We start from the raw sequence: 18,050 nt of genomic DNA on the forward strand, positions 1-18,050 counted from the left end.
TCATCTCTGACACTGGTCGGCCGGGCGCCCGAGGTCGAAAGTGGTCGCCATGAACAAGAACAACCCCCTGCTCCAGTGGACGGCCGCGATGGCGCTGTCCGGCACGATCGGCGCCGTCGTCCTCGAAAGCGGCGCCGACGCGCCCGCCGTGGCGTTCGCGAGGAGTTTCGTCGGCGGCCTGCTGCTCCTGGTGTGGAGCGCCGCGCGAGGCTGGCTCCGCCCCTGGACGCTCACCCGCCGCGAGCTGGGGCTCGCCGTCCTCGGCGGCCTGTTCCTGGTCGGGAACTGGGTGCTGCTCTTCGCCTCCTACACGCTTTCGTCGATCTCGGTGAGCACCGTCGTCTACCACACCCAGCCGCTGATGCTGGTCGGTCTCGCCGCGGCGTTCCTCGGCGAGAAGATGGCGAAGAGCCAGCTGGTCCGGGCGCTGATCGCGTTCGGCGGGGTGGCGCTCATCTCGCTGTCCGCGCACGGTGCCGACGGCAAACCCGTGGAGCCGGCGGGAATCGCCCTCGCGCTCGGAGCGGCCGCGCTCTACGCCGGCGCCTCGTTCGTCGCGAAGCAGCTGAAGCACCTGCGTCCGCACGTCCTGGCGGCCATCCAGCTGGTGACCGGGACGATCGTGCTGGCACCCGCACTGCTCGTCACGCCGCTGCCCACGGACACCTCAGGGCTGCTGTGGCTGGTGCTGCTGGGAACCGTGCACACCGCGCTGATGTACGTCCTGATGTACGCGAGCATCGGCAAGCTGCCGACCACGACCGTGGCGCTGCTGTCCTACGTCTACCCCGTGGTCGCGGTGGTGGTCGACGTCCTCGCCTACGGCCACCGGCCGACCTGGCCGGAGATCTTGGGAATGCTGGCGGTGCTGGCCGCGGCGCTCGCACCGAAGCGCACTCCCAAGTCCACGGCCGACTCCGCGCCCAAGTCCACGCCCGAAGCGCCCCAGCCCGCCCGCATTTAGTCCTCTGAATGCAAAAGCGGCGCCCCGATCCGTCACCGGATCAAGGCGCCGCTTCGGCACGAGAACGTCACTCGTGGTTGGGACCGGTGTGGTACTCGAAGACCAGCCCGCCGATGGCGACGATCACCAGGCCCAGCGCGATGATCAGCAGCCAGACGTGGAAGAACGCGAGCGCGACGCCGGTCAGCGCGGCGGCCGCCGCGAGACCGATCGGCCAGTAGCTGCCGGGGCTGAAGAAGCCCAGCTCGCCGGCGCCGTCGCTGATCTCGGCGTCTTCCCGGTCCTCCGGCCGCGGCTCGATGCGCCGCGCCACGAACTGCAGGTAGCTGCCGGCCAGGAAGGCCAGGCCACCGGTGAGGATCAGGGCCACCACACCGACCGGCTCGACGCCGTCCCGGGTCATCGTTCCGGTCATGTACGCGTAGATACCCGCCACGACGACGGAGAAGACCGCGACGAGGAAGAAAATCCGTCCTTCGACCTTCATGGACGTTGCCTCACTCCTGTTTCGGGCTCGAACAGCCGGGTCAGTTGGACGCGACCCGCGCGGTGCGGTCGGTGTTGAACGGGGTGGTGGTGACGGCGTAGGGCGCGCACAGGTCGCCGCAGTTCATCGCCGTCAGCGCCTCGGACGCGGTGTTCGGCTTGCCGCTCTTCGGGTTCACCGTGCCGCGCAGCTGGATGTACTGCGCGTACTTGTCCGGCGACAGGGCCCTGACCTCGAAGTTCATTCCCGAGTGGTAGGTGCCGCACAGCTCGGCGCAGCGGCCGACGAACGAACCTTCCCGGTCGATCGAGTTCTGGAAGGTGAAGTCCTGGTTGTTCTTCTCCGGGTCCGGCATGACGTCCCGCTTGAAGTGGAACTCCGGCACCCAGAACGAGTGGATGACGTCGGCCGACCGCAGGTTGTACTGGATCGTCTTGTTCGTCGGCAGGACGAGCAGCGGGATCTCGGTCGAGCTGCCGACCGTGGTGATCTCGGGGTCGTCGTGGTTCTTGGAGTCGCTCTTGTACTTGAACTCCCAGTTCCACTGGAACGCGACGATGTCGACCGTGACGTCCGGGTTCTCCGTCTCGGCGAGCACGCGGTTCTCGGTGGTCGCGGTGAAGAAGAACAGCACGCAGACCATGATCGTCGGGACGACGACCGTGAAGATCTCCAGCGGGATGTTGTACTGGAACTGGCGGGGCAGTTCCTCCTCCGCGCCGTCGGCGGTCTTCTTCTTGCGGTGGAAGATCGCGGTCCAGAAGATCAGCGCCCAGACGATGACACCGACGACCAGCGCGGCGACGACCGTCCACGTCCACAGGGTGCGCATGTCGTGCGCCTGCGGGGTCACCCCGACAGGCCAGCCGAAGCGAAGGATCTCGTCCCCGGAACAGCCCGTCGCGGTCAGCATCACCAGCGCGGCGAGCGCTGCGACGCGACCAGCCCGCTTAACCGGGATGCGCTCTGGATTTCCCACTGCGCCTTGCCCTTTCACCCAGAGCCTCCTCGACCGATCTTCGTGACATGGCGGAGCCTAGCCGAGTTGTGGCACCGCGCTGACTAAGGGGTGACCACAACACGCGTATCCCCCACCACATCCGGGTGTACGTCCACCCGGGCATACTGGGCCCTTCTCCCCGCTCGGCCAACAAGAGGTGTGTGAACTAGACGTGTGCGGCCTGCTTGGACTGATCTGTTCGACCGAAGCCGACGCCGCGGGCGCCCGCGAGGCGGTCGACGCCGCCATGCGCTGCCAGCGCCACCGCGGTCCCGACGAGCACGACACCTGGGCCGACGCCGAGGTCGTCTACGGCTTCAACCGGCTGGCCTTCATCGACGTCGACCACGCTCACCAGCCGCTGATCTGGGGCCCGCCGGAGGCCCCCGAGCGCTACACGCTGAACTTCAACGGCGAGATCTACAACTACAAAGAGCTGCGTGACGAACTGGCCGCCGAGCACGGTGCGAAGTTCGCCACAGAGGGCGACGGCGAAGCGATCGTCGCGGCGTACCACTACCTCGGCGACGACGCGGTGAAGAAGCTGCGCGGCATGTTCGCCTTCATGATCTGGGATTCCCAGGAGAAGGTCGTCTTCGGCGCGCGCGACCCGTTCGGTATCAAACCGCTGTTCTACTCCGCCGGTCCCGGCAAGATCGCCTTCTCGAGTGAGAAGAAGAGCCTGCTGGAGCTTTCGAGCGTCCTCGGTGTCGAGGAGAAGCTGGACCGCACGGCCCTGCAGCACTACCTGGTGCTGCAGTACGTGCCGGAGCCCGAGTCGCTGCACACCGGCGTCCGCCGCGTCGAGTCAGGTACGTCGTTCCGGGTCGTCCCGGGCGGCGAGGTCGAGTTCACCCGCTACTTCCACCCGCAGTTCGCCGCGAAGCCGGTCAACAGCGAGGCCGAGGCGGAGGCGCTGTACGAGCGCATCGCCGATGTGATGCGTGACTCGGTCGGCAAGCACATGATCTCCGACCCGGACGTCACGGTCGGCGCGTTCCTCTCCGGCGGCATCGACTCGACCGCGACCGCGACGCTGGCCAAGGAGCACAACCCGAACCTGATCGCGTTCACCACCGGATTCGAGCGCGAGGGCTACTCCGAGGTCGACGTCGCCGCCGAAACGGCAGCCGCGATCGGTGTGAAGCACGTGGTCCGCACGGTGTCGGCGGACGAGATGATGGAGGCGCTGCCGCTCATCGTCTGGTACCTCGACGACCCGGTCGCCGACCCGGCGCTCGTGCCGCTGTGGTTCATCGCCCGCGAAGCGCGCAAGCACGTCAAGGCCGTGCTGTCCGGCGAAGGCGCCGACGAGCTCTTCTGCGGCTACACGATCTACAACGAGCCGATCTCGCTGGCGCCGTTCGAAAAGATCCCCGGCGGCATGCGGAAGATCATCGGCAAGGTCTCCACGAAGATCCCCGAGGGCACCCGGGGCAAAGACCTGCTGCGGCGCGGCGCGCTGCCGCTGGAAGACCGCTACTACGGCAACGCCCGCAACTTCCGCGACGACCAGCTCCGCAACGTGCTGCGCACTTATGAGGAAGGCGTCGGGTTCAAGGACGTCACCGCTCCTTGGTACAAGATCTCCGAGGGCTGGGACCCGGTCGCGCGGATGCAGCACGTCGACCTCTACACCTGGCTGCGTGGCGACATCCTGGTCAAGGCCGACAAGGTGACCATGGCGAACTCGCTGGAACTGCGGGTGCCGTTCCTCGACGCCGAGGTGTTCAAGGTCGCCGCGAGCATCCCGCTCGACCAGAAGCTCGCGCACGGCACCACGAAGTACGCGCTGCGCCAGGCGCTGGCGAAGATCATCCCGGCACATGTGCTGAACCGGCGCAAGCTCGGCTTCCCGGTGCCGATCCGGCTGTGGCTGCGCAACGAGATGTACGACTGGGCCAAGGGCATCATCTCGGACTCCCAGACCGACGAACTGCTCGACAAGAAGGCCGTACTGGCGCTCCTCGACGAGCACAAGGCCGGGCAGCTCGACCGCAGCCGCCAGCTGTGGGCGCTGCTGGTGTTCATGCTGTGGCACGGCATCTTCGTCGAGAACCGCATCAAGCCCGAGGTGCCGGAGCCGGTCTACCCGGTGAAGCTCTAGTCACGACTCGACGTGCTGGCCTTCACCGTTCGCGCGGTGGAGGCCAGCATGGAGTCATGGACTTCGTCCTCGTGCACGGCACGACGCAGAGCCCGGCGAGCTGGGACCGGGTGGCCAAGCTGCTCACCGCGGCCGGGCACCGCGCGATCGCGGTGGACCTGCTGACACCGGAAGATCTGCCGGTCGAGGGATACGCGCAGCACGTGCGCGAGCAGTACGTCGGTGAGCGGCCGGTCGTGGTCGCCCATTCGGGTTCCGGGGTCCTGCTTCCCGCGATCGCCGAGGCGCTCGGCGCGCGGGCGCTGGTGTGGCTCGCCGCCTACATCCCCGATTTCACGGGCGGGAAGAGCCTGCGCGACGAGGCGAGGACCGTGCTCGAACCGGACTGGATCGGCGTGGATCCGACGGCCGATCCCGCTAAGGCGTCCGAGTTCCTCTTCCACGACTGCGATGCCGAGACCGAACACCTGGCGTTGGACAGTTTGCGGCTGTTCAGCCCCGCCGTTCTCGCCGTGCACCCGGCCGGGCCCGCGCCGGAGATCCCCTCGACGGTGATCGTCCCCACCCGGGATCGCACCCTCAAGCCCGGGTGGATGCGGCGAGCGGCACGGGAACGGCTCGGCGTCACCGCCGTCGAGGTCGACGCCGGGCACTGCCCGCATATGTCCCGGCCCGCCGAGATCTGCGGGATCCTGACCGGACGCGGCTGAAAGGGCCCTTCACCGCGTCTCACGCGGTGAAGGGCCCTTTCGTCGCATCACATGAGGGGAAAGTCCCCTTCAGCTCACGCGGGCAGGACGGCGGCGATCTCCTCGGCGGATTCCGGTCCGAAGGCCTCCTTGAGGCGGCCCAGCGCGTCGTCGCGCTGGAAGGTCCACTCCTGCGTGCCGACGGTCTCCAGCACCAGAACGGCGATCAGCGAGCCCAGCTGCGCCGAACGCTCCAGGCTCAGGCCGCCCTCGATACCGGCGATGAACCCGGCGCGGAAGCCGTCGCCGACCCCGGTCGGGTCGACCTTGCCGCGCTCCGGGACGGCGCCGATCTGCAGCGCGAGACCGTCCTTGCCGATGATTTCGACGCCCTTCTCCCCGAGCGTCGTGATCCGCATGCCGACGCGGTCGAGGACGTCGGCCTCGGCCCAGCCGGTCTTCTGGAGCAGGAGTTCCCATTCGTAGTCGTTGCTGAACAGGTACTTCGCCCCCTCGACGAAGGCGCGCACCTGCTCGCCGTCCATCCGGGCCAGCTGCTGCGAAGGGTCGACGGCGAAGGTGTAGCCGCGCTGGCGGCATTCCTCGGCGTGCCGGACCATGCCTTCGGGGTCGTCCGGGCTGATCAGCACGAGCGACAGCGCACCGGCGTGCGCGGCGACCGGCTCCAGTTCGATGTTGCGGGATTCGGCCATCGCACCGGCGTAGAAGGTGGCGATCTGGCAGAGGTCCTCGTCGGTGGTGCAGACGAAGCGGGCAGTGTGCGCGACCTCGGACACCAGCACACCGGCGGTGTCGACGCCGTGCCGCTCGAGCCACGACCGGTAATCGGCGAAGTCGGAGCCCACGGCGCCGACCAGGATGGGACGCTGACCCAGCACACCGAGGCCGAAGGCGATGTTCGCGCCGATCCCGCCTCGCCGGACGACGAGGTCGTCGGCCAGGAAGCTCAGGGACACGCGGTGCAACTGTTCGGCGACGAGCTGCTCGGCGAACCTGCCCGGGAAGTGCATGAGATGGTCGGTTGCGATACTGCCGGATACTGCGATCCTGGCGCTGTCTGCCACCGGTTCTCCTTGTTCTGTCGGCCCCGCGAGACGAGGACGGCTAAGTTACCCGCAGGTCATGCCCCATACGGGTTGCTTCAGGCACGGCCATGAACACTACCGGTTGGTATTGGTGTCCTACTCGAACGAGAGTCATTAACTTGTCGTTCGTGACCACTTCCGCGTATCACCTCGAACCGGAATCCATCGGCGAACTCATCGCCGACTGTGCCGGCATCCCTTCGTCCCTCCAGGCCGAGAACCTGCCACTGCCCCGGCAGATCGCTCCGCCCTGGACCGTCGACGAGCGGTGTCTCGCCCAGGTCGACGATCTGGACGCCTACGTCTGACCCCGCCGCGGGCATGAAGAAGGGCCGCGACCTGGGTGAGGTTCGCGGCCCTTCTTCATGCCCGACGCCGGTCAGTGGAAGCTGTCGCCGCAGGCGCAGCTGCCGGTCGCGTTCGGGTTGTCGATCGTGAAGCCCTGCTTCTCGATCGAGTCGACGAAGTCGATCACGGCGCTCGACACGTACGGCGCGCTCATCCGGTCGACGGCGACGCGGAGGCCGTCGAAGTCACGGAAGAGGTCGCCGTCGAGCGTGCGCTCGTCGAAGAACAGCTGGTAGCGCAAGCCCGCGCACCCGCCGGGCTGGACGGCGATGCGCAGATGCATGTCGTCACGGCCCTCCTGCTCGAGCAGGGCCTTCGCCTTGGCGGCGGCGGCATCGGTCAACGTGACGCCGTGGGTCTCCTCGGCGGTTTCGGCCTGAGCTGCTGCTGCCTGCTCAGCGGTCGTCATGGTTCTCCCTCTGGTCGAACTCGCTGCGGGTACTCGTCTTGCACATGGTCCAACACGTCGGAGTCCCGATCTGTTCCCCTCCATGGTGACATATCGCTCGGCCTGGTGCGTGGCACCGTGACGCCTGCAACTACCCTGGTGAGGTGAGGTTCCTGCGCCGTAGCACCACAGACTCCGCCACGACCGACGCCGAGACGCCCGACACCCAGGTCGTCGAGGTCCAGGCGAAGGCCTACACGCCCGGAAAGGGCAAGGCCACTCCCAAACGACGTGAGGCCGAGGCCAAGCGCCGTGGTCCGGTGGCGCCCCCGCCCACCAGCATGCGGGAGGCGATGAAGCGCAACAAGGAACTCCGCAAGGCTGCGAAGGCCGATCCGCAGTACAAGGCGAAGCAGCGCAACGCCGCCAAGGAACGTCGCGAGCGGATGATGGCGGGCGAGGACAAGTACCTGCTCCCCCGCGACCGCGGCCCGGTCAAGGCCTACATCCGTGACCTCGTCGACTCCCGGCGCAACCTGCTCGGCCTCTTCATGCCGCTCGCGATCCTGGTGTTCGTCGCGCTGATCCTCCCGTACCCGGACGTGCAGTACTACGCGACGCTGTTGTGCACCGTGATGCTGCTCGGCATGATCGTCGAGGGCGTGCTCAGCGGCCGCCGGATCGCGAAGATGGTCCGCCTGAAGTTCCCGGACGAGACGGTCAAGGGCGTTTCGGTCGGCTGGTACGCCTTCATCCGGGCGAGCCAGATCCGCAAGCTGCGCGTCCCGAAGCCGCGGGTCAAGCCCGGCGACAAGGTCTGAGCAGGCGAATCCCAGGTCGTTAGCGTGACTAACGGCTTGGGGTAGAGTCGCGCCCATGGAGTTCCGACGCCTCGGCCGCAGCGGCCTCAATGTCAGCGAGATCTCGTACGGCAACTGGCTCACCCACGGGTCCCAGGTCGAAGAGGACCAGGCCCAGGCCTGTATCAAGGCGGCGCTCGACGCCGGCATCACCACCTTCGACACCGCCGATGTTTACGCCAACACGGCCGCCGAATCGGTGCTCGGCCGCGGTCTGAAGGGCCTGCGCCGGGAAAGCCTGGAGATCTTCACCAAGGTCTACTGGCCGACCGGCCCCAAGGGCCCCAACGACCAGGGGCTGGGCCGCAAGCACATCATGGAGTCGGCGAACGCTTCGCTGAAGCGGCTCGGCACCGACTACGTCGACCTCTACCAGGCGCACCGGTTCGACCGGACCGTCCCGCTCGAGGAGACGTTCCTCGCCTTCGCCGACCTCGTCCGCCAGGGCAAGGTGCTCTACGTCGGCGTCTCGGAGTGGACAGCCGAGCAGATCACGCAGGGCGCCGCGATCGCGCGGGAACTGAAGGTGCCGTTCATCTCGAACCAGCCGCAGTACAACGCGCTGTGGCGGGTCATCGAGGCGCAGGTCGTCCCGGCGTCCGAGCGTGAGGGCCTCAGCCAGATCGTCTGGTCGCCGATCGCGCAGGGCGTGCTCACCGGCAAGTACAAGCCCGGTCAGCCGCTGCCCGAGGGCTCTCGCGCGACCGACGAGAAGGGCGGCGCCAACATGGTCGCCCGCTTCCTCAACGACGACGTCCTCGAGCGCGTGCAGCGGCTGCAGCCGATCGCGGACAAGGCGGGGCTCACGCTGGCCCAGCTGTCCGTGGCGTGGGTGCTGCAGAACCCGAACGTCGCTTCGGCGATCATCGGCGCTTCGCGACCGGAGCAGGTGCACGAGAACGTGAAGGCGGCCGGCGTGAAGCTGGACGCGGATCTGCTCGCCGCGATCGACGAGGCCCTCGACGGCGTCGTCGAGACCGACCCGACGCTGACCCGCTCCCCCTGACGTAGCTGAAGGACGCTTTCCCCGCATGCGACGCGGGGAAAGCGCCCTTCACCGCTTGCCATGCGGGGAAAGCGTCCTTCAGCCTCAGTCGCCGTGGACGCGCGCCTGGTACGCCATCTGACCGTCGAGGTCGAGCGCGTCACCGGGGGCGCGGAGCGGCTCGATTCCCAAGCCCCGCAACAACCTGCTCGCACCGGCAACCCGGTCGCCCGCCCGGCCCTCGACCCGCTCCGGCCGGTGACCCCGCTGGATCAGCAGTCCCTCGACGTCGTCGATCAGCCGGTACGGGTCGTAGACCTGCGGGTCAGGCATGGCCACCGCCGGGGACCCAGGTCTTCCCGGTGATCCTCTCGTAGACCTCGGTGTAGCGCTCGCGGGTGGCCTTGACGATCTCGTCCGGGATGGCGGGCCCCGGCGGTGTCTTGTCCCAGCCGGTGCTCGCGGACCAGTCGCGGACGAACTGCTTGTCGAAGGCGTGCTGCGTCCGGCCCGGCTCGTATTCGTCGGCAGGCCAGAAACGCGACGAGTCCGAGGTGAGGACCTCGTCTCCGAGCGTCAGCACACCGTCGGCGTCGAACCCGAATTCGAGCTTGGTGTCGGCGATGATGATGCCCCTCTTCGCCGCGTGTTCCGCGCCCTTGGTGTAGACCTCGAGCGTGAGATCGCGGATGCGGTCCGCGGTCTCCTTGCCGATCGCGTTGACGACCTCGGCGAAGGTCATGAACTCGTCGTGGCCGGTGTCGGAGATCTTCGTGGTCGGCGTGAAGATCGGCTCGGGCAGCTTGTCCGCCTCGACGAGCCCCGCCGGCAGTTCGACGCCGGAAACCTTGCCGTCACGCCGGTATTCGCGCATGCCGAGACCGGTGAGGTAGCCGCGCGCGATGCATTCGACCTGGATCATCTTCAGCGGCTTGCAGCGCATGGCGCGGCCGGCGAATTCGGCGGGGACGTCGGTCGTGGAGATGACGTGGTTCGGCACCACGTCGGCCATCTTTTCGAACCACCATGCGGAAAGCTGGTTCAGCAGCGAGCCCTTGTCCGGGATCGGGGTCGGCAGCGAGACGTCGTAGACCGAAACGCGATCCGACGCGACGAGCAGAATGTCGCCGTCGATTTCGTAAAGGTCCCGGACCTTACCCGCGTGAATGTGCTTCATGCCCCGTCCTCGATGTTGTATTCGTAGAAAACCCAGTGGTCCGGCAAGGCCGCCGATTCGCCGTACTCGAGTACGTCGCCTTCCGCGGAGAGAAAACTGTTGCGGCTCAACAAGATCGCCGAACCTTCGGCCACGCCGAGCTCCGCCGCCTCTTCGGCACCCGCGAGTCCCGCGGCGTGCTGGGTGCGGGTGGCGGAGAGGATCCGGCCCGTCCGGTCCGCGACGTATTTCACCGTGCCTTCGACGATCCGTTCGGTCTCGAACAGCAACGGGGTCTTGGGCGCGAGCGCGCCGTCGAACCAGGAGACCGACGTCGACACCGGCGACTCGTTGCCGGTGTAAGTCGTCCTGCGCCGCCGGATCGCGGGTGCGCCCTCTTCGATCCCGAGCGCGTCCGCCACCCGCTCCGGCGCCGGGAGCAGCCCGGCCTCACGGATTTTCGCGTAGTGGCCCGGTGGATAGACCTTGCCGGTTCTCGCGATCGAGATCGTCCTGTCTTGCGCGGACCGGTGCAACGCTCTGGTCTGCACCACTGTCCCGACGCCGCGGACCGCGCGGACCAGACCTTCGGCGCGGAGCGTCGAGAGGACCTTCATCGCCGTCGCCATGGCGACGTTCCAGTTTCTGGCGATCTCACGCGCGGATGGGACCGCGTCGCCTTCCTTGAGCCTGCCCGAAACGATGTCGTCGCGAATGTTTCCCGCGATCTGGAGATACGGCGGTTCAGGTCGGTCGACGGCGGGCAAGGTGACTCCTCACAAGGTCGCGCGGTGCGCACAAGCGTTCTAGCACACCAATGGGCGAGCACCAAGGATCCTGCTCACACCCCATTATTACGTACTAGTACACATTCTGGACGGTGCTCTAGTACACCTGTTACTCTCCGCAGAGTTCCCGAAACCCGTTAGGGGGCTCGATGAACCACCTGAGCATCGACGAACTGCTCGAAGAGCTTCGAAGACGCCGGTGGGTCGTCTACATCTTCGGCCCCCGGGAGGAACCGGAGGTCTGTGCCGCGGTCTTCCAGTGGGACACCTGCGCCGACGTCCTCATCCTGCGCGGCGAGGAACGCGCGAGCGCCTTCCGGGTCACGACCCTCCCGGACACCGACGTCTTCCAGCCCGCGCTCGTTTCTTGGCAATACCACTCGACGGCCGATTGGACGCTGCGCGCGGTGCTCACCATCCCGCCGCCCGGTGATCCCGGCGCACCGATCCAGTTGCTGCAACCACATCCGGACTGCGTGATCCCGAAGGACGCGCGCCATCCGGTCACCATCCTGCCCGCGAACGGAGCCACCGCCGATCAGGGCGATCCCTGACCTCGGCCGATCACCTGCTCGGCGACAACGAGGTCGTGCGGGTAGGTGATCTTGAGGTTCTCCGCGCTGCCGGGAACCCACCGCACCGGCAGCGCGGAGAACCTTTCCATGCACGAAGACGTGTCCGTGCCGACGAAACCCTCACGCTCGGCCGTTTCGTAGGCCTCGAGCAACGGCGCGGCACGGAAACCCTGCGGCGTCTGCACCCGGATCGCGCCGGGCAGCGCACCGGAAACGTTGTCGCCGTCCACGCGCACGATGTCGTCGGCCGCGACCCCCGGCACCGCTCCCCCGTACCGCCGCGTGTCGGCGAGGACGTCCGCGATCAGCTCCGCGGTGACGAGCGGGCGGGCGGCGTCGTGCAGCAGTACCGCGTCGATCTCGCCGCTCTCGATCCGGGAAGCCAAGTGGCGCAAGGCGTTCAGCTCCGAACCCTGACGCGTGGCGCCGCCGTGGACGAGTTCGACCTCGCCCGGATGCGCGGCCAGCACCTCCCGCGCGAGTTCCGTGTCCTGCGGCCGGATGACCAGCACGAGCACGTCGATACCGGGCACGCCGGCGAAGGCGTCGAGAGACCACGAAACGACACGCCTGCCGGCCACGGGCAGGTAGACCTTGTTGAGCTTGGCGCCGACCCGGGTGCCCGCTCCGCTCGCGAGCACCACTCCGGCGGCCTTCGTTTGAGCCACAGGCAACTCTGGCACAGGCGGGTCGGTAGGTTGGGCGCGGCCACCGAAGCGATCCGAAGGGGCAGGGCGTTGGACGACGATATCCTCGAATTCGCCGAAGTCGAGCAGCCTGATGAACACGCGCGCTCGGCGGCGATCGCCCTGCACTCGAAACTGATCAAGCCGGCGGGGTCGCTGGGGAGACTGGAAGAGCTGGGCGTGTGGGTCGCGGCCTGCCAGGGCCAGTCGCCACCGCGCCCCTTCACCCGGCCGCGGGTCGTGGTGTTCGCCGGAGACCACGGCATCGCCGCGAAAGGTGTCTCGGCCTATCCGGGAGAGGTGACCGCGCAACTCGTCGGCAGCATGCTGACCGGCGGCGCGGCCATCAACGTGCTGGCCGCCTCGGCGGGAGCGAGCGTCCGCGTCGTCGACATGGCCGTCGACAGCGACGCCCCCGCGACGCGGTCGATCGGCGAGTTCAAGGTCCGGCGCGGATCCGGCTCGATCGACGTCGAGGACGCGCTGACCGACGCCGAAGCGCGCGCCGCAGTCCGCGCGGGCCGGGCGATCGCCGACGCCGAGGTCGACGGCGGGGCCGATCTGCTCATCGCGGGCGACCTCGGGATCGGGAACAGCACCCCGGCCTCGGTACTGGTCGCGGCGCTGACCGGCAGCGAGCCGGTGGCCGTCGTGGGCCGCGGTTCGGGGATCGACGACAACGCCTGGATGCGCAAGGCCGCCGCGGTCCGTGACGCGCTGCGGCGGGCCAGGACGGTACTGGCCGACCCGGTCGCGCTGCTGCGCACCGCCGCCGGCGCCGACATCGCCGCGATGGCGGGCTTCCTGGCGCAGGCCTCGCTCCGGAAGACACCGGTGATCCTGGACGGCCTGGTCGCCGCCGCGGCCGCGCTGGTCGCGGAGGAGCTCGTCCCCGGGGCGCGGCAATGGTGGACCGCCGGCCAGCGCGGCGGCGAACCCGCGCACGCGCTGGCGCTGGAGCACCTCGACCTGGACCCGATCCTGGATCTGGACGTCCGGCTCGGTGAGGGGACGGGCGCGGTCGCGGCGCTGCCGCTGCTGTTCATGGCGACGCGGGTGCTCGCGGAGATGGCCACGCACGAGCAGGCCGGGGTGAGCGGACCGCTGATCGAGGCGCCCGCTTCCTGACGCTCTTCGGCACGTCGTCCGCGTTTAGTCCTCTAAATGCGGTTGGCCCCACCCCCTCAAGTGCCATGAAAGGTCCTTTCCTTGCAAAATTTGCAAGGAAAGGACCTTTCATGGCGCGCGCGGGGGCTCGAAGGCGGCAGGTCAGCCCAGCGGGTACATCCAGCCTTCCGGAGCGGGCCGGGTGCCCTCCTGGATTCCGGTCAGCGCGCCGCGCAGCTTCATCGTCAGCTCACCGGGCTGCCCGCCCGCCACGGAGAACTCGCCGCCCGCGTGCTTCACGTGCCCGACCGGCGTGATGACCGCCGCGGTCCCGCAGGCGAACACCTCGGTCAGCTCACCCGAAGCGGCGGCCTTCTCCCACTCGTCGGTGGAGATCCGCCGCTCCTCGACCTGGTGACCGAACGACTTCGCCAGCTCCAGCAGTGACTTCCGGGTCACCCCCGGCAGCAGCGAACCGGTCAGTTCGGGGGTCACGACACGGGCCTCGTCGCCGGAGCCGAAGACGAAGAACAGGTTCATCCCGCCCATCTCCTCGACCCAGCGCCGTTCGACCGCGTCGAGCCACACGACCTGGTCGCAGCCCTTTTCCACGGCCTGCGCCTGCGCCACGAACGACGCCGCGTAGTTACCGGCGCATTTGGCCTCGCCGGTGCCGCCCGGGACCGCGCGCACGTACTCGGTCGAGAGCCACACGCTCACCGGCTTGACGCCGCCGGAGAAGTACGAGCCCGCCGGCGAGCCGATCAGCGCGTAGAGGTACTCGTTCGCCGGCCGGTTGACGCCGAGCCCGGCTTCGGTGGAGATCATGAAGGGCCGCAGGTACAGCGACTCGCCCGGCTTCGTCGGGACCCAGCGTGAGTCGACCGCGATGAGTTCGCGGATCGAGTCGAGGAAGACCTCCACCGGCAGCTGCGGCATGGCGAGGCGCTCGGCCGAATTGCGGAAGCGGATCGCGTTCGCGTCTGGCCGGAACGCGGCGATCGTCCCGTCCGGCTGGCGGTACGCTTTGAGACCTTCGAAGATCGCCTGGCCGTAGTGCAGCACGGAGGTCGCCGGGTCCAGCGTGAAGGGCGCGTACGGACCGACGGTCGCGTCGTGCCAGCCCTGCTCGGCGCTCCACTTCACGGTCACCATGTGGTCGGTGAAGTGCAGACCGAAGCCGGGTGCGGCCAATACGTCCGCGACGCGTTCCGGGCTCGCGGGGCTCGGGTGCGGGAGGTGGGTGAACTGCGTCGAGGTCGTCATGACTATGACGATAACGCTTGGTCGGACCCACGTTAGTCGGACGTCCGCATATCTTTACCTCCCGCTATCTGTCCGTCGCGACGAACACGAGAGGCCTCCCGCCCCTAGGATGGCGGCGTGACGTTAAACCCCATGCAGCCCGCTCACCCGGCCAAGCCCGCCTCCGCCGGCACGGGGGCCGACATCAAGACGTTCGCGACGGCGCTACTGCTGACCTTCGGCACCGGCGTGCTCATGATGGACGGCTGGGCCCTGCTGGACAGCGGCTTCGGCGCGTTCCTCGGCCTGGTCGCCGCCGGTTTCGGCATCTTCTGGTGGAAGAGCATCCACGGCAAGGTGTTCCCGCGCGAGCTGCCCACCAAGTCGGTGGTCATCCTCACGGTGCTCAACGTCGTGCTGATCCTGCTGCTCCTCCTGCAGGTGAGCTAAAGCAACCCCTCGGGGAGAGCGGGCGCGGGCCAGTCCGGCTCCGGCCGGAAGTCGGTCCACGTCCCGTCGAAGGGGAACCGGCCGGCGTCCGCGAGCGCCCCGATCCGTTCGCCCTCGGCCCGCAGCCGCTCGAGCTGCCCGGCGGTGATCCGGCCGGCGAGGACGGCCTCCTCGGCCTCGTCCTCGTCCTTCCACCGCCAGCGTCCGCCGGGCTCGACGGCGACGTCGAGGATGCCGTCGATCCGGTCCGGCCCGGACGGCGTGCGTCCCAGCGGGACCTCGAGGTTGACGTACCAGTTCAGGAAGTGCCCGTCCGCGTCGAAGAACCACCAGACCGACGACCATTCGTCGTCGGCGATCCGGCGCAGCGTCGAGGTGTCGCGCCAGAAGTCGGCCACGCGCACCCTCGGCACCCGGAACCGCTCCTCGAGCGGCGCGTCCCGGAAGAACCGCCCGTCGGCGAGCCTGCTGCCGATGATCGGGGTGTCCGCCGGCAGCCAGCCGAGCAGCACGGTGCCATCGTCGGCGACGACGCGCAGCGGATGATGCTGGCCGATCGAACCGTCCGGTCGCAGGAACCGTTCGACGACCGTGTCACCCGGGGTCCAGTGGGGATCACGCACGCCTTGAACGGTACCCACGGGCGCGGACCCGCAGAACCAGTTCGGTGAGCGTTCCCACTCCCGCGAGCCCGAGGGCCACGACCGGCCCAGCGAAGGCCGAGGCGACGGCCACGATCAGTCCACAAGCGAGTGTCGCCTTAGGACGTTCCGGGGAAAGCCGTTCCCGGCCGTCGGTGAAGGCGTCCACCGCGACGGGCACGGTCGCCACGGCGACCACCACGGTCAGCACCGGCAGCAGCGAGACCGCGTCGGCCGCGGCGAGGAGTTCGCGGAACGACGTCGCCGAGAGCCCGAGCCGGATCGGTCCCAGCTGGTAGAGCGCGACGGCGACGATCGCCACGGCCACGGCGCCCACCGCGGCCGCCCGGCCCGCGCCGGGACGGCGGGGCGGCAGGAACGGCAGCAGCACCAGCACGGCGAGGCCGAGTCCCGGCACCGACGGCGGGTCCGGCGCGATGAACTGGGCCAAGGGCGGGATCCCGAGGCAGATCGCGATCAGGGCGGCGGCCGCGGCCAGCAGCAGGCCGATGACCCAGCGGGCGGCGTAGTCGCCGAGGCGGACCCCGGCGAGATCGGCGACGGCGACCACCAGGGCAAACGCCGCGGCGGCGGCTCCCGGTGCCGCGGGAAAGAGGTAGTGGCCGAACGTCGTGGCGAAAACCAGCACCAGGCCCAGCCGCGAAACGGCGCCCGCGATCCGGTCGGGCCGGGCGTCTCCCAGCGGCGGTAGCAACGCCTCCGCCGCGACGGTGAGCACGGCCGCGACGACGGCGGCGAGAAGTACCCAGTAGCCCGCTCCGGAGGTGCCCACCGCGAGCGCGATGAGCAGACCGCCAGCCAGTCGCACGCCGTCTCCCTTCCAGAACATCCAGTTATCCGGTCGGCCCCGCTGTTACCCCAGGTCCGACTGTCATTAGCATGGCTCACGATCCGACCGGGCGGCCGCCCGGTACCCACCGCGAACGCGCGAGGAGCCAGAAGTGACCGTGCCGAAGCTTGCCCTGACCGAGAACGCCGAAGCGGCGCTTGCCAAGACGCGAGCCGACGTCGTCGTCATCGGCACCCTCCAGGGCGAGGACGGTCTGGCGCTCGCCGCCGGCTCCTCCGTCGCCGATGCCGCGTTCGACGGCAAGCTCGCCGACGTCCTCGGCACGCTGGGCGCGTCCGGGAAGGCCGACGAGGTCGTCAAGGTGCCGACGCTGGGCAAGCTGTCCGCCGGTGTCGTGCTGGCCGTCGGGCTCGGCAAGGCGGGCGCGGACGGCGTCACCGCCGAGCAGGTCCGCCGGGGCGCCGGTGCCGCCGCGCGGGCGCTGAGCGGCACCGAGCGCGCGTTCGTCACGCTGTCGGCGATCGACCTGCAGGCCGCGGTCGAGGGCACCGCGCTCGGCGCGTACTCCTTCACCGAGTACCGCTCCGAGAAGGGCGACGGCCCGGTCGCCAAGGTCGACTTCGTGAGCCCCGAAGAGGGCACCGCCAAGGACCACAAGGCGACGCTGAAGGCCGCCACCTTCATCGCGGAGTCGGTGATCATCGCCCGCGACCTGATCAACACCCCGCCGAACGACCTGTTCCCGGCCTCTTTCGCCGACCGCGCGAAGACGCTGGCCGAGGCGAACAACCTCGAGTTCGAGGTCCTCGACGAGAAGGCGCTCAAGCGCAAGGGCTTCGGCGGCATCCTCGGCGTCGGCGGTGGTTCCTCTCGCCAGCCGCGCCTGCTGCGTCTCGCCTACAAGCCGTCGAAGGCGGCGAAGAAGGTCGCGCTCGTCGGCAAGGGCATCACCTTCGACTCGGGCGGCATCTCGATCAAGCCCGCCGCGAACATGGACCACATGACCTCGGACATGTCGGGCGCGGCCGCCGTGCTCGCCTCCGTGGTGCTGGCCGCGAAGCTGAAGTACCCGCTCGAGGTCGTCGCGCACATCCCGCTGGCGGAGAACCTGCCCTCGGCCACCTCGTACCGGCCGGGTGACGTGCTCAGCATGTACGGCGGCAAGACCGTCGAGGTGCTCAACACCGACGCCGAAGGCCGTCTCGTGCTGGCCGACGCGATCGTGCGCGCGGGCGAGGAGAACCCCGACTACCTGATCGAGACCTCGACGCTGACCGGCGCGCAGGTCGTCGCGCTCGGCAACCGCACCGCGGGCGTCATGGGCTCGGACGAGTTCCGCGACCGGGTCGCGTCGATCGCGCAGGCGACCGGTGAGGGCGGCTGGGCGATGCCGCTGCCGGAGGAGCTGCGCGCCGACCTCGACTCGCGCCTCGCGGACCTGGCCAACGTCACCGGGCACCGCTGGGGCGGCATGCTCGCCGCGGGCATCTTCCTGCGCGAGTTCGTCGCCGACGGCCTGCCCTGGGCGCACATCGACATCGCGGGCCCGTCGTTCAACACCGCCGGACCGTGGGGCTACACCGGCAAGGGCGGCACCGGTGTCCCGGTCCGCACCATCGCCGCGGTCCTCGCGGACATCGCCGCCAACGGCTGATCT

21 protein-coding genes are annotated in these 18,050 nt (G+C 68.8%); 10 read left to right on the forward strand and 11 right to left on the reverse strand.

From position 1 onward, the window contains the following. Nucleotides 1-49: 49 nt before the first annotated feature. Nucleotides 50-964 (forward strand): DMT family transporter, encoded by a 915-nt coding sequence (locus ACZ5ZX_RS30995; RefSeq protein ID WP_465505517.1) that lies wholly within the window; start codon nt 50-52, stop codon nt 962-964. 67 nt (nt 965-1,031) lie between these two features. Here the strand turns inward: ACZ5ZX_RS30995 and ACZ5ZX_RS31000 are convergent, their stop codons facing one another. Then, complete coding sequence (locus ACZ5ZX_RS31000) at nt 1,032-1,451, reverse strand: cytochrome c oxidase subunit 4 (protein ID WP_007029867.1); 420 nt, start codon at nt 1,449-1,451, stop codon at nt 1,032-1,034. A 40-nt stretch (nt 1,452-1,491) separates the two neighbouring features. Beyond that, nucleotides 1,492-2,430: an aa3-type cytochrome oxidase subunit II gene (gene ctaC, locus ACZ5ZX_RS31005; RefSeq protein ID WP_465505518.1), complete on the reverse strand. Its 939-nt coding sequence runs from the start codon at nt 2,428-2,430 to the stop codon at nt 1,492-1,494. Between the two features lie 193 nt (nt 2,431-2,623). Between ctaC and asnB the strand changes: the two genes are divergently transcribed. After that, complete coding sequence (asnB, locus tag ACZ5ZX_RS31010; protein WP_465505519.1) at nt 2,624-4,558, forward strand: asparagine synthase (glutamine-hydrolyzing); 1,935 nt, start codon at nt 2,624-2,626, stop codon at nt 4,556-4,558. 56 nt (nt 4,559-4,614) lie between these two features. After that, a complete protein-coding gene (locus tag ACZ5ZX_RS31015) occupies nt 4,615-5,268 on the forward strand; it encodes an alpha/beta fold hydrolase (RefSeq protein ID WP_465505520.1) in 654 nt (217 codons plus the stop codon). Between the two features lie 74 nt (nt 5,269-5,342). Here the strand turns inward: ACZ5ZX_RS31015 and ACZ5ZX_RS31020 are convergent, their stop codons facing one another. Next, nucleotides 5,343-6,332, reverse strand: coding sequence for a carbohydrate kinase family protein (locus ACZ5ZX_RS31020; RefSeq protein WP_465505521.1), 990 nt, complete (start codon nt 6,330-6,332; stop codon nt 5,343-5,345). 149 nt (nt 6,333-6,481) lie between these two features. Between ACZ5ZX_RS31020 and ACZ5ZX_RS31025 the strand changes: the two genes are divergently transcribed. Continuing rightward, nucleotides 6,482-6,661 carry a hypothetical protein gene (locus tag ACZ5ZX_RS31025; protein ID WP_418189789.1) on the forward strand — a complete coding sequence of 60 codons (180 nt, stop codon included), beginning with the start codon at nt 6,482-6,484 and terminating at the stop codon, nt 6,659-6,661. A 71-nt stretch (nt 6,662-6,732) separates the two neighbouring features. On the opposite strand, the gene ACZ5ZX_RS31030 is transcribed toward ACZ5ZX_RS31025, so the two are convergent. Continuing rightward, nucleotides 6,733-7,110 (reverse strand): HesB/IscA family protein, encoded by a 378-nt coding sequence (locus tag ACZ5ZX_RS31030; RefSeq protein WP_007029861.1) that lies wholly within the window; start codon nt 7,108-7,110, stop codon nt 6,733-6,735. Between the two features lie 143 nt (nt 7,111-7,253). On the opposite strand from ACZ5ZX_RS31030, the gene ACZ5ZX_RS31035 reads away from it, so the two are divergent. Together ACZ5ZX_RS31035 and ACZ5ZX_RS31040 are read left to right on the forward strand one after the other, a co-directional pair. Further along, the gene (locus tag ACZ5ZX_RS31035; protein WP_465505522.1) at nt 7,254-7,910 is read left to right on the forward strand and encodes a DUF3043 domain-containing protein; all 657 of its coding nucleotides are present in this window, start codon (nt 7,254-7,256) and stop codon (nt 7,908-7,910) included. A gap of 55 nt (nt 7,911-7,965) precedes the next feature. After that, the gene (locus tag ACZ5ZX_RS31040) at nt 7,966-8,955 is read left to right on the forward strand and encodes an aldo/keto reductase family protein (RefSeq protein ID WP_465505523.1); all 990 of its coding nucleotides are present in this window, start codon (nt 7,966-7,968) and stop codon (nt 8,953-8,955) included. A gap of 84 nt (nt 8,956-9,039) precedes the next feature. Here the strand turns inward: ACZ5ZX_RS31040 and ACZ5ZX_RS31045 are convergent, their stop codons facing one another. Genes ACZ5ZX_RS31045 through ACZ5ZX_RS31055 form a run of 3 tightly spaced genes read right to left on the reverse strand, consistent with a single transcriptional unit; the run spans nt 9,040 to nt 10,857 of the window. Beyond that, entirely contained in the window at nt 9,040-9,267 is a 228-nt protein-coding gene (locus ACZ5ZX_RS31045; RefSeq protein WP_465462872.1) for a hypothetical protein, read from the reverse strand. After that, entirely contained in the window at nt 9,260-10,111 is an 852-nt protein-coding gene (locus ACZ5ZX_RS31050; RefSeq protein ID WP_465505524.1) for a phosphoribosylaminoimidazolesuccinocarboxamide synthase, read from the reverse strand. Before ACZ5ZX_RS31050 ends, ACZ5ZX_RS31045 begins: the two co-directional genes overlap by 8 nt. Next, complete coding sequence (locus ACZ5ZX_RS31055) at nt 10,108-10,857, reverse strand: GntR family transcriptional regulator (RefSeq protein WP_465505525.1); 750 nt, start codon at nt 10,855-10,857, stop codon at nt 10,108-10,110. The genes ACZ5ZX_RS31050 and ACZ5ZX_RS31055 overlap by 4 nt, the downstream gene beginning before the upstream one ends. 170 nt (nt 10,858-11,027) lie before the next feature. Between ACZ5ZX_RS31055 and ACZ5ZX_RS31060 the strand changes: the two genes are divergently transcribed. Next, nucleotides 11,028-11,432 carry a hypothetical protein gene (locus ACZ5ZX_RS31060; RefSeq protein ID WP_465505526.1) on the forward strand — a complete coding sequence of 135 codons (405 nt, stop codon included), beginning with the start codon at nt 11,028-11,030 and terminating at the stop codon, nt 11,430-11,432. Here the strand turns inward: ACZ5ZX_RS31060 and ACZ5ZX_RS31065 are convergent. Beyond that, nucleotides 11,417-12,097, reverse strand: coding sequence for an IspD/TarI family cytidylyltransferase (locus ACZ5ZX_RS31065; protein ID WP_465505559.1), 681 nt, complete (start codon nt 12,095-12,097; stop codon nt 11,417-11,419). The genes ACZ5ZX_RS31060 and ACZ5ZX_RS31065 overlap by 16 nt on opposite strands. A 93-nt stretch (nt 12,098-12,190) precedes the next feature. Here ACZ5ZX_RS31065 and cobT point away from each other — a divergent pair, with 93 nt between their 5' ends. Beyond that, nucleotides 12,191-13,267, forward strand: a complete 1,077-nt coding sequence (cobT, locus tag ACZ5ZX_RS31070; protein ID WP_465505527.1) for a nicotinate-nucleotide--dimethylbenzimidazole phosphoribosyltransferase — start codon at nt 12,191-12,193, stop codon at nt 13,265-13,267. A 141-nt stretch (nt 13,268-13,408) separates the two neighbouring features. On the opposite strand, the gene ACZ5ZX_RS31075 is transcribed toward cobT, so the two are convergent. After that, nucleotides 13,409-14,512 (reverse strand): branched-chain amino acid aminotransferase, encoded by a 1,104-nt coding sequence (locus tag ACZ5ZX_RS31075; protein WP_465505528.1) that lies wholly within the window; start codon nt 14,510-14,512, stop codon nt 13,409-13,411. A gap of 117 nt (nt 14,513-14,629) precedes the next feature. Here ACZ5ZX_RS31075 and ACZ5ZX_RS31080 point away from each other — a divergent pair, with 117 nt between their 5' ends. Further along, complete coding sequence (locus ACZ5ZX_RS31080) at nt 14,630-14,941, forward strand: hypothetical protein (protein ID WP_465505529.1); 312 nt, start codon at nt 14,630-14,632, stop codon at nt 14,939-14,941. Here the strand turns inward: ACZ5ZX_RS31080 and ACZ5ZX_RS31085 are convergent. Together ACZ5ZX_RS31085 and ACZ5ZX_RS31090 are read right to left on the reverse strand one after the other, a co-directional pair. After that, the gene (locus tag ACZ5ZX_RS31085; RefSeq protein ID WP_465505530.1) at nt 14,938-15,564 is read right to left on the reverse strand and encodes a DUF402 domain-containing protein; all 627 of its coding nucleotides are present in this window, start codon (nt 15,562-15,564) and stop codon (nt 14,938-14,940) included. The genes ACZ5ZX_RS31080 and ACZ5ZX_RS31085 overlap by 4 nt on opposite strands. Beyond that, a complete protein-coding gene (locus ACZ5ZX_RS31090) occupies nt 15,557-16,411 on the reverse strand; it encodes a hypothetical protein (protein ID WP_465505531.1) in 855 nt (284 codons plus the stop codon). The genes ACZ5ZX_RS31085 and ACZ5ZX_RS31090 overlap by 8 nt, the downstream gene beginning before the upstream one ends. A 133-nt stretch (nt 16,412-16,544) precedes the next feature. Here ACZ5ZX_RS31090 and ACZ5ZX_RS31095 point away from each other — a divergent pair, with 133 nt between their 5' ends. After that, the gene (locus ACZ5ZX_RS31095; RefSeq protein WP_465505532.1) at nt 16,545-18,047 is read left to right on the forward strand and encodes a leucyl aminopeptidase; all 1,503 of its coding nucleotides are present in this window, start codon (nt 16,545-16,547) and stop codon (nt 18,045-18,047) included. Nucleotides 18,048-18,050 lie beyond the last annotated feature (3 nt).

Source organism: Amycolatopsis sp. NPDC033938, from assembly GCF_055575975.1.